The 25,582-nt window shown below is 72.2% G+C and carries 23 protein-coding genes; 13 read left to right on the top strand and 10 right to left on the bottom strand.

Annotated features, from left to right (window positions below; translation table 11 throughout):
• Positions 1–65 precede the first annotated feature (65 nt).
• The 6 genes from EDF33_RS18725 to EDF33_RS18700 all read right to left on the bottom strand — a co-directional run bounded on the left by EDF33_RS18725 (position 66) and on the right by EDF33_RS18700 (position 7,398).
• Complete coding sequence (locus tag EDF33_RS18725; protein ID WP_132100820.1) at positions 66–548, bottom strand: tetratricopeptide repeat protein; 483 nt, start codon at positions 546–548, stop codon at positions 66–68.
• Positions 545–2,470: a DUF6807 family protein gene (locus tag EDF33_RS18720; protein ID WP_132100819.1), complete on the bottom strand. Its 1,926-nt coding sequence runs from the start codon at positions 2,468–2,470 to the stop codon at positions 545–547. Before EDF33_RS18720 ends, EDF33_RS18725 begins: the two co-directional genes overlap by 4 nt.
• Positions 2,467–4,149 carry a hypothetical protein gene (locus EDF33_RS18715; RefSeq protein WP_132100818.1) on the bottom strand — a complete coding sequence of 561 codons (1,683 nt, stop codon included), beginning with the start codon at positions 4,147–4,149 and terminating at the stop codon, positions 2,467–2,469. Before EDF33_RS18715 ends, EDF33_RS18720 begins: the two co-directional genes overlap by 4 nt.
• The gene (locus EDF33_RS18710; protein ID WP_235035874.1) at positions 4,149–5,066 is read right to left on the bottom strand and encodes a carbohydrate ABC transporter permease; all 918 of its coding nucleotides are present in this window, start codon (positions 5,064–5,066) and stop codon (positions 4,149–4,151) included. Before EDF33_RS18710 ends, EDF33_RS18715 begins: the two co-directional genes overlap by 1 nt.
• Complete coding sequence (locus EDF33_RS18705) at positions 5,063–6,037, bottom strand: sugar ABC transporter permease (RefSeq protein WP_207895555.1); 975 nt, start codon at positions 6,035–6,037, stop codon at positions 5,063–5,065. Before EDF33_RS18705 ends, EDF33_RS18710 begins: the two co-directional genes overlap by 4 nt.
• Before the next feature lie 80 nt (positions 6,038–6,117).
• A complete protein-coding gene (locus EDF33_RS18700) occupies positions 6,118–7,398 on the bottom strand; it encodes an extracellular solute-binding protein (RefSeq protein WP_165918881.1) in 1,281 nt (426 codons plus the stop codon).
• A gap of 246 nt (positions 7,399–7,644) precedes the next feature.
• Between EDF33_RS18700 and EDF33_RS18695 the strand changes: the two genes are divergently transcribed.
• The 4 genes from EDF33_RS18695 to EDF33_RS18680 all read left to right on the top strand — a co-directional run bounded on the left by EDF33_RS18695 (position 7,645) and on the right by EDF33_RS18680 (position 12,645).
• Positions 7,645–8,700 carry a LacI family DNA-binding transcriptional regulator gene (locus EDF33_RS18695; protein ID WP_131922696.1) on the top strand — a complete coding sequence of 352 codons (1,056 nt, stop codon included), beginning with the start codon at positions 7,645–7,647 and terminating at the stop codon, positions 8,698–8,700.
• Positions 8,701–9,290: 590 nt separating this feature from the next.
• Positions 9,291–10,493 carry a Gfo/Idh/MocA family oxidoreductase gene (locus EDF33_RS18690; protein ID WP_243692503.1) on the top strand — a complete coding sequence of 401 codons (1,203 nt, stop codon included), beginning with the start codon at positions 9,291–9,293 and terminating at the stop codon, positions 10,491–10,493.
• Positions 10,490–11,743 (top strand): DUF993 family protein, encoded by a 1,254-nt coding sequence (locus tag EDF33_RS18685; protein WP_132100816.1) that lies wholly within the window; start codon positions 10,490–10,492, stop codon positions 11,741–11,743. The genes EDF33_RS18690 and EDF33_RS18685 overlap by 4 nt, the downstream gene beginning before the upstream one ends.
• Complete coding sequence (locus EDF33_RS18680) at positions 11,740–12,645, top strand: sugar phosphate isomerase/epimerase family protein (RefSeq protein ID WP_132100815.1); 906 nt, start codon at positions 11,740–11,742, stop codon at positions 12,643–12,645. Before EDF33_RS18685 ends, EDF33_RS18680 begins: the two co-directional genes overlap by 4 nt.
• Positions 12,646–12,682: 37 nt before the next feature.
• Here the strand turns inward: EDF33_RS18680 and EDF33_RS18675 are convergent, their stop codons facing one another.
• Together EDF33_RS18675 and EDF33_RS18670 are read right to left on the bottom strand one after the other, a co-directional pair.
• A complete protein-coding gene (locus EDF33_RS18675; protein ID WP_132100814.1) occupies positions 12,683–13,354 on the bottom strand; it encodes a class I SAM-dependent methyltransferase in 672 nt (223 codons plus the stop codon).
• A 175-nt stretch (positions 13,355–13,529) separates the two neighbouring features.
• On the bottom strand, positions 13,530–14,279 hold the full coding sequence (locus EDF33_RS18670; RefSeq protein WP_111086527.1) for a FadR/GntR family transcriptional regulator: 750 nt from the start codon (positions 14,277–14,279) through the stop codon (positions 13,530–13,532).
• Positions 14,280–14,459: 180 nt separating this feature from the next.
• On the opposite strand from EDF33_RS18670, the gene EDF33_RS18665 reads away from it, so the two are divergent.
• From EDF33_RS18665 to EDF33_RS18640, 6 genes are read left to right on the top strand one after another with little or no spacing between them, the layout of a single operon-like run.
• Positions 14,460–15,857: an MFS transporter gene (locus EDF33_RS18665; protein ID WP_131881665.1), complete on the top strand. Its 1,398-nt coding sequence runs from the start codon at positions 14,460–14,462 to the stop codon at positions 15,855–15,857.
• The gene (locus EDF33_RS18660; protein ID WP_131881667.1) at positions 15,854–17,572 is read left to right on the top strand and encodes a dihydroxyacetone kinase family protein; all 1,719 of its coding nucleotides are present in this window, start codon (positions 15,854–15,856) and stop codon (positions 17,570–17,572) included. Before EDF33_RS18665 ends, EDF33_RS18660 begins: the two co-directional genes overlap by 4 nt.
• A gap of 10 nt (positions 17,573–17,582) precedes the next feature.
• Positions 17,583–18,068 (top strand): ribose-5-phosphate isomerase, encoded by a 486-nt coding sequence (locus EDF33_RS18655; RefSeq protein WP_131881669.1) that lies wholly within the window; start codon positions 17,583–17,585, stop codon positions 18,066–18,068.
• Positions 18,068–18,868: a triose-phosphate isomerase family protein gene (locus EDF33_RS18650; protein ID WP_132100813.1), complete on the top strand. Its 801-nt coding sequence runs from the start codon at positions 18,068–18,070 to the stop codon at positions 18,866–18,868. Before EDF33_RS18655 ends, EDF33_RS18650 begins: the two co-directional genes overlap by 1 nt.
• Positions 18,865–19,710, top strand: a complete 846-nt coding sequence (locus EDF33_RS18645; RefSeq protein ID WP_131881673.1) for a sugar phosphate isomerase/epimerase family protein — start codon at positions 18,865–18,867, stop codon at positions 19,708–19,710. The genes EDF33_RS18650 and EDF33_RS18645 overlap by 4 nt, the downstream gene beginning before the upstream one ends.
• Positions 19,707–20,624, top strand: a complete 918-nt coding sequence (locus tag EDF33_RS18640) for a phosphogluconate dehydrogenase C-terminal domain-containing protein (protein WP_131881675.1) — start codon at positions 19,707–19,709, stop codon at positions 20,622–20,624. Before EDF33_RS18645 ends, EDF33_RS18640 begins: the two co-directional genes overlap by 4 nt.
• Positions 20,625–20,704: 80 nt before the next feature.
• On the opposite strand, the gene EDF33_RS18635 is transcribed toward EDF33_RS18640, so the two are convergent.
• Positions 20,705–22,228 (bottom strand): hypothetical protein, encoded by a 1,524-nt coding sequence (locus EDF33_RS18635; RefSeq protein ID WP_132100812.1) that lies wholly within the window; start codon positions 22,226–22,228, stop codon positions 20,705–20,707.
• 80 nt (positions 22,229–22,308) lie between these two features.
• Here EDF33_RS18635 and EDF33_RS18630 point away from each other — a divergent pair, with 80 nt between their 5' ends.
• The 3 genes from EDF33_RS18630 to EDF33_RS18625 all read left to right on the top strand — a co-directional run bounded on the left by EDF33_RS18630 (position 22,309) and on the right by EDF33_RS18625 (position 24,439).
• A complete protein-coding gene (locus EDF33_RS18630) occupies positions 22,309–23,070 on the top strand; it encodes an SDR family NAD(P)-dependent oxidoreductase (protein WP_131881679.1) in 762 nt (253 codons plus the stop codon).
• Between the two features lie 281 nt (positions 23,071–23,351).
• Positions 23,352–23,519, top strand: coding sequence for a hypothetical protein (locus EDF33_RS20305; RefSeq protein ID WP_159572230.1), 168 nt, complete (start codon positions 23,352–23,354; stop codon positions 23,517–23,519).
• A gap of 44 nt (positions 23,520–23,563) precedes the next feature.
• Positions 23,564–24,439: an alpha/beta hydrolase gene (locus EDF33_RS18625; protein WP_132100811.1), complete on the top strand. Its 876-nt coding sequence runs from the start codon at positions 23,564–23,566 to the stop codon at positions 24,437–24,439.
• An 8-nt stretch (positions 24,440–24,447) separates the two neighbouring features.
• Here EDF33_RS18625 and EDF33_RS18620 read toward each other — a convergent pair whose 3' ends face one another.
• Positions 24,448–25,446, bottom strand: a complete 999-nt coding sequence (locus EDF33_RS18620) for a LacI family DNA-binding transcriptional regulator (RefSeq protein ID WP_132100810.1) — start codon at positions 25,444–25,446, stop codon at positions 24,448–24,450.
• Positions 25,447–25,582 lie beyond the last annotated feature (136 nt).

The following is a 25,582-nucleotide window of genomic DNA, read 5'->3' as shown; positions in this document are numbered from 1 at the left end:
ACCGGACGGGAGGGACGTTCGCGTCCCCGCGAGCCGGGCAATCACCGTCGCCCGGCTCGTGCAGTTCACTCAGTGAGGGCAGCGGCGTAGGCGCGGACCGAGCGGTGGTAGCGGGGGAGTGTCGGTTCGACGGCCTCGATCGCGACACGGAGCGCCTCGTCGTGACGGCCCGCGCTGTGCAGGGCGAGCGCGAGGAACACCTTCGGCGCGGCACCGGTGGACGGGTGTTCCGGGGCGTCGCGGAGCATCGCGATGGCCTCGTCGACACGGTCGAGGTTCCGCAGGGTCGAGGCGTGCTGCACGACCATCTGCGCTGCACGGGCGGGATCGACGTCGGCGAGTCCCGCGGCGGTGGCGGCTGCGTAGTGGACGTCGGCCTCGGCCTCGTGGCCGCCGGAGTCGTTCGCGCCGCCGAGTTCGAACGCGCCGAGGGCCGGGTGCGGCGCAGCGTCGGCGAGTTCGCGCATGCGGTCGATGCGCTGCTGGTCGTCGATCGTGTCGTCGGCCCAAAGTGCGGCGATGCGGGCTTCCCAGTCTGCGGTGCTCATCCGTCCAGCGTATTGCCGCCCGGCGTCGCACCGTCGGTGATGGTCGCGCGGAAGGACCGGACGAGCGGGACGCCGGGGTGCACGAGCGCCGGCGCACGCCAGGCGAGGGCCGAACCGATCGCCGGGTACTCGGCGGCCCGGACGAACCAGGGATCGCGGTGGTCGAGCGCTTCGAGCCGGATCGTCGCAGGCGCTCCCTCGAACACCGCGGACCACTCCACCCAGGGCGCGACCGAGCCGTGCACCGCCGCCTCGCCCTGCGCGTCAGCGGTTCGGACGACCACGTCGGTGCAGTCGGCGAAGCGCCAGAAGAACCCGCCGTACCCGGCACCGACCCGGCCGTTGCTGCCCGGACCGCCGAGGTGCACGACGGCATCGCCGGGGGTTCGGAACGACGACGACCAGGTCAGTTCCCACCCGGAGTCGACGGCGCGCCAGGCGAGGGTGCGGTCCTCGTGCAGGACGACCGTGTGGTCGGGGCCGCGCCAGACGAGTTCCTGGACCGTGCCGCCGCCGTGCGGGGCTGGGTGCTGCTCGGCACGCACGACGTCGACGCGGCCGTGGTCGTCGCGCCACACGTAGCCCGGACCGTGCACGTAGGTGCGGCCGCCCCAGCAGTTCACGCCGTCGACGTCGGGGATCGCGACCCCGACGCCGCAGTGCCAGTCGTGGTCGGCCGGGTGGTCGGCGCTCAGGACGGTGCCGCCGAGGGTCCGCACCGGGTGCAGGTACGGACGCGGCGACGAGGTCGCGATGGTCCCGGAGCCGTCGAGTTCCGTGGCCACCGGGGCCCCGTCGACGCGCAGGACCTGCAGCACCTCGTCGCGGGCGGTGTGGGCCCAGGGCGCGCCGACCTCGGAGAACAACGCTCGTGCGTCGGCGGCGCGGTCGACGATCGCCTCGACGTCGGCGACGAGCGGACGACGGGCAGGCCCCTCGCCCTCCCACATCACCCAGGGGTGGTCGATGCGGACGGGCTCGGCGGCACGGACGGCCTCGAGCACCTCGACGAACGCACCCGTGGAGACCAGGGGGACGAGCAGATCGTCCCCGTGGGACCGGTGGGCGAGCAGGTTCTCGAGCAGGTTCGTCCGGCCGACGGTCCGAGTGGCGTCGCCGACGGTGACCTCGTCGGCCGTGTAGTGCAGCACGGCGCTCCCGGCGGTGCCGCGGACCCGAACGGTCGGCAGGACCTCGGACGGAGCGCAGAGGGTCAGAGCGGCGGTGGCTTCGAGCCCGGCGCTGGTCGTGACCCGGACGGCCGAGGTGTCGTCGCCCTCGATGTCGTTCGCCCGGAACAGCTCGACCTCGACGCGCCTGACGTCGGACGCCCGACGGCAGCCGACGAGCGCCAGAGCCGTCGCGACCGCGTGGGCGAGCGGGTTCGTCACCACGCCGTCGAGGACGTCGACGCCCTGGACCCGACGCCGTCCGGCCCACGCGGAGCGGACCCAGTACGCCTGGTTCCTCGTCCACGTGCCGACGGCCGCGGCGGAGCGGACCGGACCGACGAGCGACCCGTCACGGAACGCCGGCAGCGCCTCGGACCCGAGGCTCTGGAACCCGACCTGCACGACGCGGCCGGTGCGCTGCTCGGCGTCGAGCAGGGTTTCGAGCGCGTCGCGGGTGGTCACCGGGGGCTTCTCGAGCAGGACGTCAGCACCGGCCTCGAGGGCAGCGAGCGCCAGCGGCAGGTGCGCGGCGATCGGGGCAGCGATGACGACGACGTCGACCGGGCCGTGGTCGCGCGCTGCCACGACGTCGGCCACGACGACCGCGCCGTCGTCGGTGGTGGTGCCCAGCGTGGGGTCGACGACGGCGGTCAGCGTGCAGACCCCCGCGGCGACGAGCCGGTCGATGTTCGCCCGGTGGTGCAGGCCGTACCCACGCGCACCGACGAGCACCACGCCGGGGAGGGTCATCGAGCGGTGCCGATCGTGATGCGCGTCGTGCCGGGGGAGCGCCCGGTCACGTGGACGTGCTCGCCGTCCGGTCGGTCGGTGCCGCCGAGGAACGCGTAGTCCTGTCCGGGCGTGTAGAACGCTGGCTGGGTCGGGCCGCCGCCGTTGCCGGCCCCGAAGGACACGGCTTCGTCGCCGACACGGTAGGTGCCGGTCCCCTCGGTGAGGACGGTCTCCCCGGTCGCGGCGTCGGTGCTCACACCCGTGAACGTACCCCCGCCGCGGAACGTCAGCTGGAGCGACCACGGCACGTCGGCGCCCTCGGTCGTCACGTCGAGCGAGACCGCGTCCGGCGTGGTGGTGACGTCGACCGTCGTGGTGAGGGAGACGGTGTCGGCCGCGCGCGCGCCGAAGGACATCGACGCCGAGAACCGGCCCTCGTCACCGAGCGCGTAGGCGCCGTCGGTCCGTCGAGCCGCGGCGGGCAGGGGCTGGTGGTAGCCGGCGGACACGGTCTCGACGAGTCGGTACCGCCCGTCGCCGAGGGACTCCAGCGAGGTCGGACGGAACGGTCCGAGCCCGAAGAACTCCCGCGACAGCCGGACGTCGGACAGCACGACCGAGCCGGCGAACACCCGCAGGAACGTGGGGCTGTTCGCCAGGCCTGATCGGACGTGGCCCTGGGACGGCACGTCCGACCCGGCGAACAGCACGACGCTGCGGTCCTGTTCGCGGACGTGCACGAGCCGGGCGTCGGCGAAGGAGTGCACGGCCGGTTCGAGCGGCGCACCGACGGGCAACGGGCGGGCGAGCAGCGGATCCGTCATCGCGCGGGCCGCGACCGCACCGGGCTGCCACATGTCCGCGGCGGCGGCCCGGGCAGCGACGGCGGCGAGGTCGGCGCGGTCGTCGAGCACGGCCAGGTGCCAGAGCAGGGGAGCGAACGCGCCGATGCCGAACGCCTGCGACTGGTCCTGACGGCGGGACTGGACGGTCTCGACGGTGTCGTCGGGCAGCAGCAGCGCGAGGGTGGCGTCGAGGGACCGGCGGACGGGGTCGAGCAGTTCCGGCCGGTCGAGCACCGAGGCGAGGACGAGGAACGACGGGCACGAGACGGCCGCCGCGTAGTTCGGGCTGCGCTCCGACCACAGCCCGTCGGCGTCGATGTCCGCGCCCTCGGCGAGCCACTCCTCGATCCGCGCGACCAGCGCTGGTGCCGGGTGCAGTCGGTGGATCCGGGCGAGCGCGGCCGAGACCTCCCACCGGTGGTTCGGCGTGTGCACGCCACCCGTGAGCAGCGCCGGCGTCGCACGGTGCACGATCCGGTCGAGGTCGTCGGCGAGCACCGCGGCCGCCGGGACCGACGCCCGGTACGGCGCGAGCAGCTCGAGGGCGTCGCAGACGTCGTTCACCGTGAACGCCGAGTCCGGCGGCGACAGCACGTTGTCGCCGCCGACGAACGTGCCGCCGGGGGACTGCCGGGCCGCGAGGTGCCGGACCCAGCCGTGCGCGGTGGCGAGGTCGTCGTCGGGAAGGCAAACCGGGCCTCCCGTCCGCTCGTTCCGGACCCACGCCCCGACCAGGGTGAGGGCACGCGCCATCAGTTCCCGGTGCTGCAGCGCAGCCGGATCGTCGTCGGCGAGCCGGAGGCGCGCGACGGCGGCGTCCGCGGCCGGGCCGACCGCGTCGAGGAACCCCATCAGTCCTTGAGTCCCGCGTTGAGGTCTGCGCCGTTCACGTACTTCTGGAACACCAGGTAGATGAGCACGAGCGGGATGATCGAGATCACCGAGGCACCGAGCAGGACGGTCCAGTTGACGTTCTCGGCCCCGACGATGCTCTGCAGCGCGATCTGGATCGTGAACTGGTGCGGGTCGTTGAGCACCAGGAGCGGCCAGATGTAGTCGTTCCACCGCCACTGGAACGAGAAGATCGCGAGCGTCAGCATGATCGGCCGGGAGATCGGCAGCATGATCCGCCAGAAGATCCCGAACTCGCTCGCACCGTCGATGCGCGCGGCCTCGACCAGGTCGTCGGGCACCGTGATGAAGAACTGCCGGAACATGAAGATGCCGGTCGCGGTGATGACCGACGGCACGATGATGCCGGCCAACGAGTCGTACATGCCGAGGTCGCGGATGACGATGAACGTCGGCGCGAGGATGACCTCGGTCGGCAGCATCGTCGTCGCCAGGATGCAGACGAAGAAGACCTTGAGCCACTTGTTGTCGTACTTCGCCAGGGCGTAGCCGGTGGCGGCGCTCGCGAGCACGGTGAGCACGGTGGTGACCAGCGCGACGATGACGGTGTTGCCGAAGTAGCGGGCGAAGTCGTAACTCGCCCACGCCTCGGTGAAGCCGCTGACCGACCAGTTCTTCGGCAGCAGGGTCAGCGGGTACGAGAACAGCTCGCCGCCGGGCTTGAAGGCGCTCAGCACGAACCAGAGGACCGGGAAGCCGAAGGCGATGATGAAGACCCAGAGCAGGGCGGTGGCGGCGATGGCCTTGGGACGAGGCGGGCCGTCCAGGCGCTTGGCCTTGGTCGTGCGCGTGCTCTTGCTCTTGGTCGTGTTGTCGGTTGCGGGTGCGCCGGGGGCGCTGGGCAGGGTGGCGGTCATCGACGGGCCTCCGTCCGACGGTTCACGGCCAGCTGGATGAGCGCGATGGCCATGAGGATGAGCATGAGGACCATCGACGCCGCGCTCGCGTAGCCGATGTGGGCGTTCTGGAACCCGTTCGTGTAGATGTACTGCACGAGCAGGTTGTTGTCGGTGCCGGGTCCGCCGCCGTTGAGCGCCTGGATGGTGGCGAACTCCTTGAACGCCCCGAGCGACGACAACAGGATCACGATGAACGACGTCGGCGCGATGCTCGGCAGCGTGATGTACCGGAACTGGTGCCAGGCGCCGGCCCCGTCGAGGGACGCTGCCTCGTAGTAGGACTGCGGCACGTTCCGGATCGCGGCGACGAACAGCAGCATGTTGAAGGCGGCGCCGGCCCACGCGGTGGCGAACACCACCACGAGCAGCGACAGGTCGGCGTTCGACTGCCACGGCACGGCCTTGCCACCGAGGGACTCGATGACGAAGTTCGCCAGGCCGAAGTTCTCGCCGAACATCCACCGCCAGATCACACCGGTGACGATCGGGGAGATGAGCCACGGCACGAAGAACACGATGCGTGCGACGCTCCGGCCCTTCGCCGCCGGGCTCGTCAGCATCAGCGCCATCGACAGTGCGAGGACGAAGCCGAGCGGGACGGCGACGATCGCGTAGAGGAAGGTGCGCCCGAGGGCTGCGTAGAAGGTGTCGTCGGCGAACAGCTCGAAGTAGTTCGCCAACCCGATGAACTTCGGGTCGACGACGCCGTTGTAGTCGGTGAACGAGTAGCCGAGGCCGATGACGGCGGGCCACACGAAGAACACGACGAACAGGACGGCGTTGACGCTCACGAACAGGATCGGGGCGAGGACGGGCTTGCTGACGCCGGAGCGGCGGCGCTTCGTCGTCTTCGCGGCTCCGGGCCGGCGGGGCGGCACCGGGGTGGGGACGGCGGTCTGCACGTCACCGGCTGCGGTGGGGATGCTCACGATGATCCTCTTCGTTCGACGTGGTGCTGCTGTGGAAGGAGAGACAACGGGGCCGGACGCGTGCGCCCGACCCCGTTCCGTCAGCCGACGTGCTCCTCGTAGTACTTCGTGATCGTCTCGAGGGTCTTCTCGGCCGACTGCTGCCCGTTGATGAGCTTGCCGACCTCGGCGGTGGTGGGATCGGTGCCGAGTTCCTTGCCCTCGACCGCCCACTTCGCGCTCTCCTTGGCGTAGGAGCTCGAGATCGGGTCGGCTGCGTCGATCTCCTTCTGGTACAGCGCGAAGGAGTCCTTGGCCGCCTGCGACTCGAACGGGTACTGGATGTCCAGCCCGGTCTCGACCGGCAGGAAGCCGTTCGTCGTCACGAGCTTCGCGTAGTTCGTCGGGTCGTACATGTAGTCGATGAACTTCTTGGCCGCGGCACCGCGGGCGTCCGAGTTCTCGAAGCCGACGATGTTGCCGCCGTAGTTGATCTCGGTGGCGTGGGTCGGGTCGGCCGGGGTGGCGGCGCTCGCCCAGTCGAAGTCGGTGATGTTCGACGCGAAGTCCGACGACTGCCAGACACCCGAGAAGTACGCGACGACCTGACCGCTCTTGAACAGGGCGTTCGGGTCCTGACCGCTCGTCCACACCGACTTCGGCATGACCGAGTCGTCGTTCATGTCGGCGAAGTCCTGCAGTGCGTCGACGGTCTTCGCGTCGGTCGGGAAGGAGCCGTCCTTCTCCTGCTGCATGAAGTCAGTGCCCTTGGTGAACATGTAGGCACGCAGACGCGACGGCGACGAGTCGAACACCATGTCGTACTTCGCGCCGGTCTTCGCCTTCACCTTGTCGGCGGCCGTGAGGAACTCGTCCCAGGTCCACGCCTTCGCGGGGTCGGTCGGGTAGTCGACGCCGGCCTTCTCGAACAGCGACTTGTTCACGAACAGGCCGGCAGCGGTGACGTCGGACGGGATCGAGGTGACCTTGCCGTCGTCGTCCTTCGCGATGATGTCCTGGTCGATCTTGTTCGCGTCGTCGTCGACGATCGAGGCCAGGTCGACGGTCTTGCCGGTCCAGATCGGGTCGATGCCGGCGGCGCGCACGACGTCGGGCAGCGAGTTCGCCTGGGCGGACTCGCGGAGCTTGGTCTGCAGTCCGTCGTACGGCAGGTTCACGATCTTGACCGTGACGCCGGTCTTCTCCTCGTACGCGGTGGCGAGGTCCTGGTAGCCCTTCTCCTGCGCGGTGGAGGTGGAGAGCCAGAAGGTCAGCTGATCGACCTTGCCGCCGTCGCCGGAGCTGCCGGAGGCACAGCCGCTCAACAGGGCCAGTGCGGCGATGCCGCCGGCGAGCGCGAGCATTCTCTTGGATGACTTCATCGTCACTGCTTTCGTTCGGGACCACTGGCGTCTGCCGTGGGCGAGCGTTCGGGGTGTCTCGGCCGAGGACCCCAGGTCTACACGACGTGAGCGCTCATGGCAAGCGCTTTCCTGCGCGATGTTCTGACAATGTGACCAGCCGTCTCGGAAGGCCGCGCCGGCGGCGCGGACGCTGGTCGGGCCTCCCGGGAAATCGCTATCCTCACCACAGACCGCGCACGGCGCGGACCGGACTGGAGGCACGACATGCCCGAGCGAGGCACCGTCACCCTGGCCGACGTGGCCGAGCTCGCAGGCGTGTCGCTCGCGACCGCCTCGCGGGCGCTGAACGGCAGCACGCGGAAGGTCCGACCGGAGTCGGTGGACCGTGTGCAGGCCGCCGCCCACGAGCTCCGGTACACCGCCAACGTGCAGGCGCAGGCGGTCGCTCGCGGGACCACCACGACCCTGGCGCTCGTCGTCGGCGACATCGCCGACCCCTACTTCGCCGCGATCGCCGCCGGGGCGATCCGGGCTGCCGACGACGCCGGGCTCGTGGTGACGATCACCTCGACCGGCGGGGACCCCTCGCGCGAGGCCGCGGTGCTCGGGGTGGTCGCCGGACTCCGACCGCGGGCCGTGGTGCTCGCCGTGAGTCGTCGACTCGGTGCCGGGCAGACGTCGGGAGCGTCGGACTCCGCAGCTGCCGTCGGCGCACTCGTCGCCGCCGGTGCCGGGGTGTCCGCGCTCGTGTCCGACCTCGACGGTGCCGCCGCCGGGGTGCCCGGCGTGCACGGGGTCGTCATCCGGAACCTCAGCGGTGCCGCGGCCCTGGCGGGAGCACTCGTCGAACAGGGGCACGACTCCTTCGCCGTCCTGTCCGGCGACCCGGACCTGGCCACGGCGCACGCGCGAGTCGAGGGCTTCGTCGCCGGACTCGCCGCGCACGGCATCCGGGTGCCGGACGACTCGGTGGTGCCGTCGGCGTTCACGCGCGACGGCGGGTACCAGGCGATGGTGACCCTGCTCGACCGGGCGGCGGGCGGTGCGTGGGCGTTGCCGCGGTGCGTGTTCGCGGTCACCGACCTGATGGCGGTGGGGGCGGTCGCGGCGATCCGGGAGCGTGGGCTCGTCCCCGGGGTGGACGTCGGCGTCGCGGGGTTCGACGACGTGCAGATGCTCGCCGACGTCGTGCCGGCGCTCAGCACGGTGCGGCTCCCGCTCGAGGAGATCGGGGAGCGGGCGGTGCGGCGGGCGCTGGGTCTCGAGGCCGACGGTGCCATCGACGGCGAGGTCGTGCTGCGTGCGAGCACGGCGCGGTAGCGCGGCGGGGGCGGGGCGCTCGCGCTTGGTGAGCAGAAAAGGTCGGGTCCGGCGCCGCCACTCGACCTTTTCTGCTCACTGAGTGCGGCGCCGGCGGCCGGTCGGGCTCGAGGGCGCGCGACACGCCGACGCCCGGACGTCGAGGTTCCACAACACGCCGCGGGTTCGGCGCCGAGGTTCCACGGAGTGCCGCCTGGCGCTCCGAGGTTCCGAGATCTCGGAACCTCGGCTGGCGCGGTCGGGAGGGTCCCAGGCGGTCCCCATCGGCCAGCGGCGCATGCGGAGCGTCGCACGACACGCCGACGCCCGGGGCGCCGAGGTTCCACAACATGCCGCGGGTTCGGCGTCGAGGTTCCACGGAATGCCGCTCAGCGCCCCGAGACTCCAAGATTTCGGAACCTCGGGCGCGGGCCGCCGCAGCCGGAGCCCACGCCGGGCCCGGGCCGCGCGTGTGCGTTCGTGTTCGGGTACTACTGCAGCGCGCCGGGCGTGGTGTACGGTTCCGGGCAAGCGCTTTCCACCACGCGGAGAGCAGGCCACAGCGAGCAAGGGAGCACGCGTTGACCACCACGCGCACCATCGGCATCATCATGAACGGCGTCACCGGACGCATGGGCTACCGCCAGCACCTCGTCCGGTCGATCCTGGCCATCCGCGAGGACGGCGGACTCCGGCTGCCGGACGGCTCCCGCGTGCAGCTCGAACCGCTCTTGGTCGGCCGCAACGCCGCGAAGCTCGAGGAGATCGCCACCCGCCACGGCCTCGAGCACTGGACGACCGACCTCGACGCCGCCCTCGCCGACCCGCGCTGGGACGTCTTCGCCGACTTCGCCGTCACGAGCGCCCGTGCCGACGCCCTGCGCAAGGCGATCGCTGCCGGCAAGGCGGTCTACACCGAGAAGCCGACCGCCGAGACCTCCTCGGAAGCGCTCGAGCTCGCCCGCCTGGCCGCCGAGGCCGGGGTGCCGAATGGCGTCGTGCACGACAAGCTCTACCTGCCGGGCATCCGGAAACTGCGCCGCCTGATCGACTCCGGGTTCTTCGGGAAGGTCCTCAGCGTCCGCGGCGAGTTCGGCTACTGGGTGTTCGAGGGGGACTGGCAGACCGCACAGCGCCCGAGCTGGAACTACCGGCAGCAGGACGGCGGCGGGATCGTCGTCGACATGTTCCCGCACTGGAACTACGTGCTCGAGCAGCTGTTCGGCCGCGTCGAGTCCGTGTACGCCCGCGCCGTCACCCACATCGAGCAGCGCACCGACGAGCAGGGCCACGAGTACCCGGCGACCGCGGACGACGCCGCCTACGGGGTCTTCGACCTTGCCGGCGGCATCACGGCGCAGATCAACTCGAGCTGGGCGGTCCGGGTCGACCGCGACGAGCTCGTCGAGTTCCAGGTCGACGGCACCGACGGCAGCGCCGTCGCGGGACTGTTCGGCTGCCGCATCCAGCCCCGGACGGCGACGCCGAAGCCGGTGTGGAACCCCGACCTGAAGGACGACCGCGACTACAAGGCGCAGTGGCTCGAGGTCCCCGACAACGAGGTGTTCGGCAACGGGTTCCGCGCCCAGTGGGAGGACTTCCTGCAGGACCTGGTCGCCGGCCGCCCACACCCCTACGACCTGCTCTCCGGTGCCCGCGGCGTGGCGCTGGCGGAGGCCGGCCTGCGGTCCAGCGCCGAGGGTCGACGCGTGGACCTGCCGGAGCTGCACCTGCCCACGGGGGCCGAGCCGCGCCTCCAGGTCGAGACACCGGAGGTCGCCCAGCACACCGAAACGGTCGGCGCACGCGCATGACCGACCTCACCCTCCTCGCCGCCGACGGCTCGACCAGCCGGGCGACCCTGAACCCGCCGGCAGTCACGGCCGCCGCCAAGCCGACCGCGCCCCTGACCGAGCGCCTCGTCTACGCGGCCGCCCACGTCGTCCCGCGCGCCGCCGCCGACAACACCCCCGGCGCCCCGGCCGACCTCGACTGGGACGCCACCCTCGCGTTCCGCCACCACCTGTGGTCGTGGGGACTCGGCGTCGCCGACGCGATGGACACCGCGCAGCGGAACATGGGCCTCGACCCGGCCGCGACGCGCGAACTCATCACCCGCAGCGCCCGCGAGGCGCAGTCCGTCGGCGGCCGCATCGTCGTCGGCGTGAACACCGACGACCTGCCTGACGACGGGGACGACCTGCCCACCGAGCAGCAGGTCGTCGACGCCTACGCCGCCCAGCTCCACCACGCCGAGGACGCCGGCGCCGGCGTCGTCCTGATGGCCAGCCGCCACCTGGCCCGACTCGCGCAGCGCGCAGACCGCGACAGCCCCAGCAGCAACGCCGCCGCCAGCACCTACCGCCGCGTCTACGGCCGGGTCATCGAGCGGGCGAGCGCCCCCGTCGTCCTGCACTGGCTGGGGGAGGCCTTCGACCCCGCCCTCGCCGGCTACTTCGGCGGGCAGCAGGGGCCCGACACCGTGCTCGACATCATGCGCGACGCCGGGCCGAAGGTGTCCGGCATCAAGATGAGCCTGCTGAACGCCCGCGCCGAGGTCGCCCTCCGCTCCCAGCTCCCCGCGACCGCCCGGATGTTCACCGGCGACGACTTCCACTACGTGGACCTCGTAGCAGGTGACGGCCGTGCCCACTCCGACGCCCTCCTCGGCGCCTTCGCCGCCATCGCCCCCATCGCCTCCGCCGCCGTCCAGGCCCTGCCCAACGAGACCGCCTACCGCGCCCTCCTCGCCCCCACCGAGGCGCTCTCCCGCCACGTCTTCAGCGCCCCGACCTGGCACTACAAGACCGGCATCGCGTTCCTCGCCTGGCTGAACGGCCACCAGCCCGCCTTCCAGATGGTCGGCGGCCAGCACGCCGGCCGCTCCCTGCCGCACCTGTCCGAGACCATCCGGCTCGCGAACGCCTGCGGCGTCCTCGAACACCCGGACCTCGCCGCCTCGCGCTGGCACGCACTGCTCACGGTGGCCGGCGTGGAGACACGGCCGACCGGGAGGCCCGGATCACCCACCGTCGACCGCACCGTCGCCGAGGTGGTCGCGTGACGACCGCGGCGGACGCCGTCACGCCGGTCCGGTCCGCCGGTGCTGCGCCGCATCCGCGGCTGTCGGTCAACCAGGCGACGATCAAGTACGCGCCGCTCCGGCAGGCGCTCGACACCGTGGCGGGGGCCGGCGTCGGTGCGATCGGCACCTGGCGGGAGCCCGTGGCCGAGGTCGGTCTCGCCGAGGCCGTCCGGATGGTCGCGGACTCCGGGCTCCGGGTGTCGTCGCACTGCCGCGGAGGCTTCTTCACCCTCCCGCCAGGCACCGCGCGGCAGCGGGCGCTCGACGACAACCGCCGCGCGATCGACGAGGCAGCCGCCCTCGCCGCGGCCGGAGCACCCGGTTCGGCGCCCGTGCTCGTGCTCGTCGCCGGTGGACTGCCCGAGGGGTCGCGCGACCTGGTCGACGCCCGGGGCCGGGTGGCCGATGCGCTCGCCGACCTGGTGCCGCACGCCCTCGATGCCGGCGTCCAGCTCGCGGTCGAGCCGCTGCACCCGATGTACGCCGCGGACCGTGCCGTGGTTTCCACGCTCGCGCAGGCGATCGACCTGGCGGCGCCGTTCCCGGCCGCTGCCGTGGGGGTCGTGGTCGACACGTTCCACGTGTGGTGGGACCCAGCGCTCGCGGCGTCGATCGCCCGCGCCGGGGCTGCCGGGCGGATCGCGTCGTACCAGGTGTGCGACTGGACCACCCCGATCGCGGCGGACTCGCTGCTGTCCCGGGGCTACCCGGGCGACGGCCACGTCGACTTCGGGCCGGTGACGGACGCGGTGGTCGCTGCCGGGTACATCGGTGACGTCGAGGTCGAGCTCTTCAACCAGGCGATCTGGGACACTCCGCCCGCCCAGGTGGTGGCCCGCGTCGTGCAGGCGTTCGACGCCGCGGTCCCGCTCCCGCGCTGACTGCCGGGCGCTGCACCGTCCGGCGCTGCAGTCGTCGTCAGCGCGCGCGGCGGACCAGCACCACGCTGTCGAGGACCTCGTGCGGGTCGCCGTCGGGAGTCGTCGCGGTGCGCGGCCGGAGTTCGGCGGCGACGACGTCCCACGAGCCGTCGAGCTGCAGGGCCGTCAGGTCTTCGTCGGGCGTCGGGAACCGGTACTCCCGCATCTCGGCCGGCAGGTCGTCGTGCGGTGGGGCGGCATGCGCGGTGACGAGCAGGTGCCCACCGCCCGCGACGAACCCGGTCGCCCGGCGCAGGATCTCCGCGCGGGGGATCTCCACCGGCCACGACTGCAGGAACGACGCCGTCACCAGGCCGAAGCGCGCAGCCGTCTCCCACGTGGCGAGGTCGGCAGCGACGAACGCCGTCCGTTCCTCGACCCCGGCCGACACGGACGCCCGCGAACCGCGCTCGATCGCCGTCACCGACAGGTCGACCCCGAGTGCGTCCCAACCCTGCTCGGCGAGCCAGACGACGTCGCCGCCCTCACCGCAGCCGAGGTCGAGCGCGCGGCGCGCACCGCCGCCCGGCGCCGTCGGCAGCGCCCCGGCGACGTCGGCCAGCACCGCGTTCACCCGACCCGACCAGATCCCGTCGCGCTCGGCGTACCGCTGCTCCCACCAGTCGCGGGCCGAGCCGACGCCATCGGTCGTGGTCTCGTGTGCATGCATCCGCCCACTCCAGCGCACCCGCCGGGCCCGACCCAAGCCCTGTTGCCGCCCCGGCAACGTCGCACGGTGCGAGCCGGACCCGCACCGCGCCTCCCGGCCGCCCGATCGTGAGCAGAAGATGTCGGGTCGGCGCCACGGACCCGACCATTTCTGCTCACGAAGCGCACGCGCCCCGCTACTCGGCGGGAGGGATGGGCTCCGCGTTCTCGATGCGGGCGCTCGCCGTGGCCATGTGCTCGTCCATCGCACGCTGCACGGCGGGCACGTCGCCGGCCCGGAGCGCCTCGTAGATCGCGCGGTGTTCGTCGTAGGCGGCCTCCGTGGCCTGGCGGGTCTGCACGCGGCGGCCGACCCACACGCTGAGCATCGAGCGCAGGCTCTGCAGCAGGTCGCCGAGCACGTCGTTCCCCGCGGCCCGGGCGAGCAGGACGTGGAAGCGGACGTCGGCGTCGATGAAGGCCTCGGGGTCGTCGAGCGTGGCCTCTTGCCGGACGAGGTACTCGCCGAGCTCCGCGACCTGCTCGGGCGTGGCGCGCTGCGCGGCGAGGATCGCGACCGTGCGCTCGAGCGACGACCGGACCTCGAGCAGCTCGCGGGTGCGGTTCGACGCGAGCATGAGGCCCCACGACAGCGTCGTCGGCAGCAGGTCCGAGGTGCCGCCCTGCAGGTACGTGCCCGAGCCGGGCCGGATCTGCACGATCCCCAGGATCTCGAGGGCCGCCAGGGCCTCGCGCACGGCGGAGCGGCCGACACCGAGCCGCTCGGCCAGGATCCGCTCGGACGGCAGTCGCGAACCGGGGGCCAGCTCGCCCGCGGTGAGCAGGGACACGAGCTGTCGGGCGACCTCGGAGGCGGGCGACCCCGCGGGCACGGACTCGAGTTCGAGTCGGATGTTGAGGGGGTCGTCCGGGCTGAACGCGGGCATGCAGTGAGCGTACCGTTCGGTCAACCGGTTGGGCTTCGAGGCACTGGGAATGGTTTGGTCAACCGGTTGACAAGTCGGATTTGAATCCGCACACTGGACCAGGCGCACCGATGCGCCCGCTCCGTCCGGGCGCAGCAGCACGGGTCGGAGTCGTACCACCCCCACCGAGCAGGAGTCATCGTGGACATCCCCGCCACGCGAGGCATCCCCACCTCGGTCGTCGAGAAGACGGCCATCCGCAAGATCGCGATCCGCATCGTGCCGTTCGTGGCACTGATGTTCTTCATCAACTTCCTCGACCGCACCGCGATCTCCTTCGCGGCCCCGAACGGCATGGAGGCGGACCTCGGTCTGACCGCCGCCCAGTTCGGGTTCGCCTCCGGCGTGTTCTTCATCGGCTACCTCGTGCTCGAGGTGCCCTCCAACCTGGCGCTGCACAAGTTCGGCGCGCGCATCTGGCTCGCGCGCATCATGATCACGTGGGGCATCGTCTCGCTGCTCTTCACGTGGGTGCAGAACTACCCGCAGCTCGTCGGGCTGCGCTTCCTGCTCGGCATCGCCGAGGCCGGCTTCTTCCCCGGCGCGATCCTGTTCCTGTCGACGTGGGTGCCCGCCCGGCACCGCGGCAAGATGCTCGCGCTGTTCTACTTGGCCCAGCCCCTGACGAGCGTCATCGGCTCCCCGCTCGCCGGCTGGCTGATGACCCACGAGGGCATGCTCGGCGGCCTGGCCGGCTGGCGCTTCATGTTCCTGTGCGTCTCGATCCCGGCGATCATCGTCGGCGTCCTGTGCCTCTTCGTGCTCAAGGACAAGCCGTCGCAGGCGAAGTGGCTCGATGAGGACGAGAAGCTGTGGCTCGAGGGTGCCCTCGCAGCCGAGAACAAGGCCAAGGGCGGGGGAGGCGGGCACGCCAAGGGCGGTCTCCGTGCAGCCTTCGGTTCCGGCCGCGTCTGGATGCTCGCCGCGGTCTACTTCGGCTTCATCTACGGCCTCTACGCACTGAGCTTCTTCCTGCCGACGATCATCGACGGCTTCCAGGAGCAGTTCGGCACCACGTTCGACCTGTTCCAGAAGGGCATGATCACGGCGATCCCGTACGTCCCCGCCGCGGTCGTCCTCTACTTCTGGTCGCGTGACGCCTTCCGCCGTGGCGTCCGGGTCTGGCACATCGCAGTCCCCGCGCTCGTCGGTGGCCTGAGCATCCCGGTCGCGCTCTACATGAACAGCCCGGCCGCCACGATCGCCGTCATCGCGGTCACCGCGTGTGCGATCTTCGCCGCGCTGCCGAACTTCTGGACCGTGCCGACGCAGTTCCTGACCGGTGCCGCCGCTGCCGCGGGAGTCGCGCTCATCAACACGATCGGCAACCTCGGTGGGTTCGCCGCCCCGTACATCACGGGCGTCGTCAGCGGGTGGACCGGCGGCTACCAGGTCCCGATGTTCATCGTCGGCTTCTTCATGGTGCTGTCGAGCGTGCTGATGTTCGTGCTCGGTCGGAACACCAAGCGGAACGAACGACGGGACGCCGACGCTGCGGCGCAGGCCACGACGACCACGACCCAGGAGAGCCACGCATGACCCGCCTGTTCAACGACCCGGCCGACTTCGCCGACGAGATGGTCGACGGCTTCGTGGCCGCGAACCAGGCCCGGGTCCGCAAGGTCCACGGCGGCGTCGCCCGCTCGACCACCAGCCCCGAGGGGACCGTCGCGCTCGTCGTCGGCGGTGGCTCCGGCCACTACCCGGCCTTCGGCGGACTCGTCGGGCACGGTCTGGCAGCCGGTGCGGCGATGGGGAACCTCTTCGCCAGCCCGAGCGCCCAGCAGGTCACGGCGGTGGCGAAGGCGTCCGAGCACGGCGGCGGCGTGCTGCTGAGCTACGGCAACTACGCCGGCGACGTGCTCAACTTCGACGCCGCGGCGCGGGCACTGGCCGACAGCGGGATCGACGTCCGCACCGTGCGGGTGACCGACGACGTCGCCTCCGCCCCGAGCGCCGAAGCCCACAAGCGTCGTGGCATCGCCGGTGACCTCTGCGTCTTCAAGGTCGCCGGTGCCGCAGCGGAACGCGGGGACGACCTCGACGCGGTCACCGCGATCGCGACCCGCGCCAACGACCGCACCCGCAGCTTCGGCGTCGCCTTCTCCGGCTGCTCCCTGCCCGGTGCCGACGAACCACTCTTCACCGTCCCCGAGGGCCGGATGGCCATCGGCATGGGCATCCACGGCGAACGCGGCATCGCCGAGGCCGACGTCCCCACCGCGTCCGGACTGGCCGACCTGCTCGTCGACAAGCTGCTCACCGAGCTGCCATCCGGTGTCGTCGTCGACGGGGCACGCGTCGTCCCGATCCTCAACGGCCTGGGCAGCGTCAAGTACGAGGAGCTCTTCGTCGTCTTCGGCGCCGTGCAGCGCGGGCTCGCGGCGGCCGGTGCCGTCGTCGTCGAGCCCGAGGTCGGCGAACTGGTCACGAGCTTCGACATGGCCGGCGTCTCGCTGACGCTCTTCTGGCTCGACGACGAACTCGAGCAGCTCTGGGGCGCCCCAGCCGACAGCCCCGCGTTCCGCAAGGGCGGTGCCGTCCCGCAACAGCCGGTCGCACCCGAGGCCCTCGCCGCGGACGAGCAGGCACCGGTCACGCCCGGCACCGAGGCGTCGCAGGCGTCCGCCGCCCGGGTCGCCGAGGCGATCACGGCCATCCGCACCACCATCGACGACCACGCCGACGAGCTCGGTCGGATCGACGCCGTCGCCGGCGACGGCGACCACGGCATCGGCATGCAGCGCGGCTCCACCGCCGCGGACCGCGCCGCTTCGGACGCGCTGACGCGCGGCGCCGGCGCCGGGAGCGTCCTGGCGATCGCCGGAGACGCCTGGTCGGACAAGGCCGGTGGCACGTCCGGCGCGATCTGGGGAGCCGCCCTGGAGGCACTGGGTCGCGTCCTCGGCGACGCGTCACGTCCGACCGCCGCCACGGTCCAGAGCGCGGTGCACGCCGCCACCGAGGCGGTCCTCGCGTTCGGAGCCGTCCCCGGCGACAAGACCATGGTCGACGCGATCGTCCCGTTCGACCAGGTCCTCACCGACCGCGTCGAGGCCGGCGACGACCTGGTCCGTGCCTGGTCGGCCGCGTCCGTCGCGGCGACGGCCGCCGCCGACGCGACCGCTGACCTGCTGCCGAAGATGGGCCGCGCCCGCACCCACGGCGAGGACGCGGTCGGCACCCCCGACGCCGGCGCGATCTCGTTCGCCCTGATCACCGCCGCGGTCCTCGCGACGCTGGCCGAGAAGTAAGGAAGCCCCCATGACCGAGCAGCAGTTCCGCATCGTCGTCGGCTCGGACGACGCCGGGTTCGACTACAAGGAGATCATCAAGGCCGACCTCGCGAAGGACCCGCGCGTGGTCAGCGTCACCGACGTGGGCGTCGATGCGGACGGGCACACCGCGTACCCGCACGTGGCGGTCGACGCAGCACGACTGGTCGCGAACGGCGAGGCAGACCGGGCGATCCTGATCTGCGGCACCGGACTCGGCGTGGCGATCGCGGCGAACAAGGTCCCCGGCATCCGCGCCGTCACCGCGCACGACTCGTTCAGCGTCGAGCGTTCGGTCCTGTCGAACGACGCCCAGGTCCTCTGCATGGGCCAGCGGGTCGTCGGCGTCGAGGTCGCCCGCCGGATGGCGAAGGAGTGGTTGGGCTACACGTTCGACCCGTCCTCCGCCAGCGCGTCGAAGGTCGCCGCGATCTGTGCCTACGACGGCTCGGCCCCGGTCGGGACCGACGCCTGATGCCGGCGACCACGGCGGCGGCCCCGATCACGATCGGGGTGTCGCTCAAGATGTACTTCGGGCACGCCCGGACGCTCGAGTGGGCGGCCGCCGTGGCCGACATCGCCCGGACCCACCCGGCGGTGCAGTCCGGCGCCGTCGAACTCTTCGTCATCCCGACGTTCCCGTCGCTCGTGCCGGTGCACGCCGTGCTCGAGCGCACCCCGGTGCTCCTCGGCGCGCAGGACCTGGCGTGGGCCGACGAGGGTGCCTTCACGGGTGAGGTGTCCGGCCGCGAACTCCGCGAGGTCGGTGTTGACCTGGTCGAGATCGCGCACGCCGAGCGGCGCTCCCTGTTCCACGAGTCCGACCAGGACATCGCCGGCAAGGTGGACGCCGCCTTCCGCAACGGCCTGCGTCCCCTCATCTGCATCGGTGAGACCGACCGCGCGGCCGACGGCGACCCGTCCGCTGCCGTCGCCGAGGTCACCGCGCAGCTCGACCGCTTCGTCGCGACGGCGGTAGCCGACGGACTCGCCGGGCCGGTCATCGCCGCCTACGAGCCGGTCTGGGCCATCGGCGCACCGCAGCCCGCTCCCGACGAGCACATCATCGCGGTGCTCGCGGGCATCGAGCAGCACCTGGCGAACCGCCCGGAGCTCACCGGTTCGGTCGTCATCTACGGCGGCAGCGCCGGGCCGGGCCTGCTCACCCGGGGACAGGGCCGTATCGGCGGCCTGTTCCTCGGCCGCTTCGCCCACGACCCCGAGGCGATCCGCACGATCCTCGACGAAGCCGAGGCGCTGGGGGCGACCGCATGACCTCCCTGCTCGGCCTCTCCACCTACGCCTACTTCTGGCGCATGTCCGACCGTGTGCCGGCACCGCTGTCCCTCGACGACGCCCTGCGCGACGCTGCGGCCCACGACGGCGTCGACCTGTTCCAGATCTGCGACCACCTGCCGCTCGACACCGCGTCGGACGACCGGCTGGCCGCGATCCGGACGCTGGCCGACGATCTCGGGCTCACGCTCGAGGTCGGCACCCGCGGCACCGACCCGGCGCACCTCGCTCGGTACCTGCACATCGCGCAGGTGCTCGGCGCGACGCTCGTCCGGTCGATGTGGACGAGCGGCGACGACCAGCCGGACGCCGCCGAGACCGAACGCCGTCTGCGCCAGGCGCTCCCCGCCTACGAGGCGGCCGGGGTGACGCTCGCCCTCGAGACCTACGAGTTCGTGGCCACCGCCGACCTCGTGGCGGTCGTGCAGGCGATCGGCTCCGACCACCTCGGCATCTGCCTGGACCCGGCGAACACCGTCGCACGGCTCGAACACCCCGCCGACGTCGTCGCGATGACCGCCCCGCACGTCGTCAACTGGCACGTCAAGGACTCCGGGTTCACCCGGTCGCCGGGGTGGGTCGGGTTCCAGTACACCGGCGTCCCGATGGGCACCGGGGTCGTCGACCACGACAGCATCCGCGCCGCGATCGACCCCGACACCCGCGGGATCAACCGCGTCATCGAGTTCTGGCTGCCGTGGCAGGACGAGCACGCGGGCGCCGAACCACGACCGGGCGAGACGCCCGCACAGACCACCACCCGCATCGAGGCGGCGTGGACCGAACACACCATCGAGCACATCAGGAGCAAGGAATCATGACCGACACCGTCACCACCCCCCACACCGTCGCTGCCGGATCCGGTACGGCCGACGTCACCGTCGCCGTGATCGGTGCCGGCGGCAAGATGGGCACCCGCGTCTCGAACAACTTCGCGAAGAGCGAGTACACGACGCTCTACAGCGAGGCCTCGCCCGCCGGGCAGGAGCGCATCCATGCCCTCGGCCGGTCACTCACCGACAGCGTCGAGGCCGCCAAGGTCGCCGACGTGGTCATCCTCGCCGTGCCGGACGTCCTGCTCGGCACCATCTCGGAGCAGCTCGTCCCGGTCATGAAGTCGGGTGCCAGCATCCTGACGCTCGACCCGGCCGCCGCCTACGCCGGACTGCTCGCCAAGCGCGAGGACATCCACTACGCCGTGGCGCACCCGTGCCACCCGTCGGTGTTCCTCGAGCGCACCACCAAGGCCGAGTGGGACGACACCTTCGGGGGCATCGCCGCCCCGCAGGAGGTCATCGCGGCCTTCGACGCGTCGGAGTCCTTCGGTGACCAGGACGAGCGCGCCAAGGCGATCGCCGAGGCCGTCATCACCACCATGTACGCGCCCGTCATCCAGGTGCACTGGGTCACCGTGAAGCAGCTCGCCGTGCTCGAGCCGACCCTCGTCGAGACCATCGCCTGCATGATCGGCGACTTCCTCAACGACGCCCTCGAGGAGACCGTCACCGGTGTCGGCGTGCCCCGCGAGGCCGCCCGCGCCATGCTCTACGGCCACACCTGGATCGCGCTGACCAACGGCCTGCGTGGCTCGAACCCGTTCTCGGACGCGTGCCACATCGCCATGGGCTACGGCCGCGAGAAGCTCATCAAGGAGGACTGGAAGCAGGTCTTCGACGACAGCGAGCTCGACAGCGTCATCGCGAAGATGCTCAAGATCGACGCCGTCCGTCGCTGACGTTCGTCTGACCCGCCAGAGCGACAGATTCCCGCCGACCATCGGCGGGAATCTGTCGCTTTCGCGGTACTCACCGCCCGCTATCCCGGCAGCCGCCCGCCGCGGGGCCCCCAGGCCTCGGCGAGGGTGATCGAGGCGACCCCCGGCACCGTCAGCGCCTCCACCGACGCCGCGAACCACGCCCGCGCCGCCGCCGAGTGCTGCGCCGGATCCGTCGCGTCCGCCACGAACTGCGGCCCGTACCCGGCCTCGATCGTCGCGTCGGTCACGACGGGGCGCGCGGACGTCGCCACCGCGTTGAACCGTGGTCGCAGCGTCACCGGTCCGACGTGCAGCGCCCTGCCGGCGGCCAGCCTGGAGGCGCTCATCACCACCCAGCGCTGCATCCGGATCGACTCGGTCACCTGTTCGGGCGACCGGTCGTGCATCTGCGGCGTCACGCTGAAGGTCAGGGGCCCGTCCCAGTCGCGGAACAGGTCGACGGTCCGGTTCAGCTCCGTGAAGTGCGCGCGCGTGCCCGCCACGACCTCGAGGTCGCCGGCAGCAGCCGCGGCGTCGCGCAGGGCCTGCTGCAGCGCCGGGGTCGTCACGTGCGAGGTCGGGTCGAACGCGCCGATCCGCACGACCGCGCCGGAGTCGAGCACGTCGTCGATCGCGGCGCGCAGCCGATCCGGGTCGTCGGTGACGAACCGGACGTCGAGCGGCCCGCCACCCGCATCGCGTCGCGCCGAGGCCAGCACGGCCCCGACGTTCGGATCGCCGAGCACGGGTTCGACCAGGACGGGCACGCCGAGTGGGCGCGCGTCGGCAGGGCGCCCAGCCGCCGGGGCCGAGGCAGCGAGCAGCTGGAGCGTCGGGGGCGGGGCGACCACGGCGGTGGGAGCCGGCCCGTCCAGGAACGCGAGGTCCGGGGCGGGGGAGGCCGTGCCTCCCGGTCGACCGTCCGTCGTCGCGCGCAGCGTGAGCGACTGGTGGACCACGGAACCCGCGTCGAGCGCGACGGGGAACGGCTCGGACAGCGGCGTCGAGTAGGTCTTGAACGAGGCATCGGTCCAGTTGCGTTGGTCCTCCGTCTCGAACACGTCGCCGGCCAGGTCGAGCGACAGCGCGACCCGACCCGTGGACCAGTCCAGTCCCGACAGGTCGGCGGCCGGCTGGTGCGGCGCGATCCAGGTCGGGAACACGGCCTCGGTGACCGTGCCGGACGGGTGCCGCGCGGTGACGGGCACGCCGGCGAGGGTCGGCGGGTGGAGCACGACCAGGCCGATGCGGTTGCGGCGGAACGGCGTCGTGGTGGTGCCGACCGCGTCCACGTGCAGGGTGGGGCCGTCGACGGAGACCTCGAGGACGTACCGGAGCACCTCGGTGCCGTCGTAGCGCGCGCTGGCCTCGATGCGGAGCCGCCCGCTGCTGCCTGGGCCGGAGGACAGCGTCTGGGTGAGCACGGTGTCGTCGGCGGTGCGCCAGTCGTGGTCCCGCGTCACGAAGCGGATCGCCCGCAGCACCGGTTCGCCGTCGTACGCGAGGTCGGCGAGCTCGGCACCGCGCAGCGTGAACCGCCACGCGCCGATCGACACAACAGCGCCCATCGACGTCAGAGTCATGGCTCATGACTACCACCGGTCAACCGGTTGGGCAATGATGGGTCCGTGGAGCGACGACGCTCCCAGGACGGAGCTCCCGCATGACCGCTCGACTCGACCACAGGACCGCACTCGTCACCGGGGCGGGCTCCGGCATCGGCCGTGCGATCGCGGACCGGTTCGTCGCCGAGGGAGCGCGCGTCGTCTACGCCGACCGGGACGCGACGGCGGCGGGCACCGCAGCAGCGGCAGCCGGCGCGCTCGCGCTGCCGCTCACCATGGACATCGCCGACGAGACCAGCGTCGCGGCCGGGTTCGCCGCCCTCGCGGAGCGCGACCTGACGCCGAACGTGGTGGTCGCGAACGCCGGCGTGCAACTGTTCGGCCAGGACGCTGCGGTCGCGGACGTCTCGCTCGACACCTGGAACCGCACGGTCGCGGTGAACCTGACGGGCACGTTCCTGACCGTCAAGCACGCCGTCCGGGCGATGCTCGCGGCCGGCGGCGGCGGGTCGATCATCGCGACGGGCTCACCCACCGGGCTGAACGGCGAGGGTGCGGACTTCGCGGCCTACTCCTCGACCAAGGGCGGCATCCACTCGCTCGTCCGTGCGACCGCGATGGCCTACGCGCGGGACGGCATCCGGGTGAACACCGTCGTGCCGGGCTACACCGAGACCGGCCTCGTCTCGGCGATCTCCGGCGACCCCGAAGCGCGGGCCGCGATCGTCGCCCGCACGCCCCTCGGCCGCCCTGGCACCCCCGACGACGTCACCGGGATCATGGTCTACCTGGCCAGCGCGGAGTCGTCCTACGCGACGGGCGCTGAGTTCCGCGTCGACGGCGGCATGACGAGCCTCTGACCGCGGCGTTCCGCGAAAGCGACAGTGTGCCGCCAACGGTTCGCGGCACACTGTCGCTCTTGCGGACGTGACGGCGCGCGGCCGACGAGATCTGTCGCCTTCGCAGGACGCACCGCCACCCCGACCGGGAGGCCCGGCGCAGCCCCGTCAGGCCGGCGTGCGTGAGCCCGATCGTCGCGCTCTCCGGCCTTTGGCCACGGAACGCAGGCCCCCGTCCGGGGGTACGGCGTCCGGGTACTTTCGGCTCCAGCGAACCACTCGCTACTCAGGGAGAAACCACGATGACGAACTACGAATCCGCCGACGGGGTGGAGCCCGTCCAGGTCACCACCTACCGTCTCGTCCGCAAGGCCGCCCGACGTGGTTGGGCCGTGCCCACCGACGAGGCCGAACCGTCCCTCGCCGACCTCGTGAGCACCCGCGGCTCCGCGCGCCCCGAGGCCCGCTGACCCCGCCACCGACGCCGCACGGGGGCCAGCAGTATCGTCGGCCCATGCCCCCTTCGACCCGAGCGGTCACCCGTGGCGTCGAGGTCGGGACCCGAGGTTCCGACACCGGCGTCCCCGTACTGGTCCTGCACGGCAGCCCCGGCGGGATCGACGTCGCCGAGTTGATGGGGGCGTTCCTGCCGTCCGAGGACTTCCGCGTGGTCACGGTCTCGCGACCGGGCTACCTCGGCACCCGGCTCGACGCCGACCACTCCACGATCGACGACGAGGCCGACCAGCTCGCCGGGGTCCTCGACGACCTCGGCATCGACCGCGTCGGGGTGCTGGCCTGGTCCGGTGGCGCCCCGGCCGCGTACCGGCTGGCGGTCCGCCATCCGGACCGGATCAGCGCGCTCGCCGTCGCCTCCGGGGTGTCCGGTCGCTGGGTCCCCGGGCCGGCGGGACCCGCCGCACGACTCGTGACCGACACCGCGTTCGGCGCCGGTCTGGCGTCGGCCGCTGCGCGCATCGCCCCGGCTGCCGCGGCACGCGCTGCGGTGGCCGGCGTGAGCACCCTGCGTGGCGGTGCCCTGCGGGACCACGTCGCCGACGTCCTGGCCGCCCCGGAGCGGCGGGCGTTCCTGCTCGGCCTCGCCCGGACCGGTAACGCCTCCGGACCCCGACGCGCCGGCTGGGACAACGACGTGCGCCAGCTCGCGGCCGTCGAGTCGCTCGACCTCGGTGCCGTCCGGGCCCCGACGCTCCTGGTGCACGGCGACGCCGACACCGAGGTCCGACCGGACGACAGCACCCGTGCCGCCGCAGCGATCCCCGGCGCCGAGCTCGTCACGCTGCCGGGTGGCACGCACTTCGCACTCTGGGACCACCGCGACGCCGCCTCCGTGCAAGAACAGGTGCGCGCACACCTGCAGCAGCACTGACCACGAGCTCAGGCGGACTCGCGCACTACCAGGGTCGGCGGGAGCGCGACACGTGTTCCGGGTGCCCGCCCGTCGGTCGGGTCGCGGTCGAGCAGCCGCAGCACCTCCTCGGCCATCCGCTCGGTCGGCTGCCGCACGGTGGTGAGCGGCGGCGAGACGTACGGCGCGAACTCCAGGTCGTCGAGTCCGGTGACCGCGACGTCGGACGGGATCCCCACTCCCGCGGCGCGGAGTGCGTGCGACACGCCGATCGCGAGCAGGTCGTCGGCGCACACCACCGCCTCCGGGCGGTGTGCGCCGAGCCCGACGAAGCGGGAACCGGCGGCGATGCCGTCCGCGATCGTGAACGAGCCGGTGACGGTCCACCGGGGATCGGTGCGGATGCCCGCCCGCTCACAGGCGGCCGCGAAGCCCGCCGCGCGTTCCCGTGTGGACGAGTTCGCGACGGACGCCGTGACGAACCCGGCCGATCGCGTGCCACGTTCCGCGAGCCGTCCGACCACCAGGTCCATCGCCGCACGGTCGTCGAGTCCGACCCAGTCCGCGACGGGTTCGGGCACGTGCCGGTCGAGCTGCACGAGCGGCACCCGCGCCGCGGCCTCGACGACGGCCGCCGTGCTCCGGCCGTCGGCGCACGGGCTCACCACGATGCCGTCGACGCCGCGGGCGACGAGGGATCGCAGGTGCCGCGCCTCGACGTCGACGTCGTCGCGCGCGTCGCACAGGTACAGCACGCGGCCGGTCGACTGCAGCGTCCGTTCGACGGCGTCGACGAGCGCGGTGAAGAACGGGTTCCGGATGCTCGGCACGACCATGCCGACGGCGTCGGTCCGCTGGCGTCGGAGCGCCCGCGCGACACCGTTCCCGGCGTAGCCGAGCTCGGACGCCGCGCGCTCCACGGCGGCTTGCACGCCGGGTGAGACCGCTCGGGAACGCGCCAGCACACGGGACGCGGTCGTGATCGAGACGCCCGCGCGCGCAGCGACGTCGGCAAGGGTGACGGCCATGCGGTCTCCGGAGGTCTTCTGGCGAACGTTTGCCGAGCCTCCCGGCCCGGTGTAACGCAACCGTAACCCATGGCGCAACCACTCCGGATAGCGTTTCAGGGCAATCGATTGCCAAGTCCATCCGGACCTCCGACCG

This window comes from Curtobacterium sp. PhB146, assembly GCF_004342995.1.
Classification (GTDB): Bacteria; Actinomycetota; Actinomycetes; order Actinomycetales; family Microbacteriaceae; genus Curtobacterium.
The sequence above is the reverse complement of the archived record's forward strand: the minus strand, read 5'-3'. Positions and strand labels throughout refer to the sequence as shown.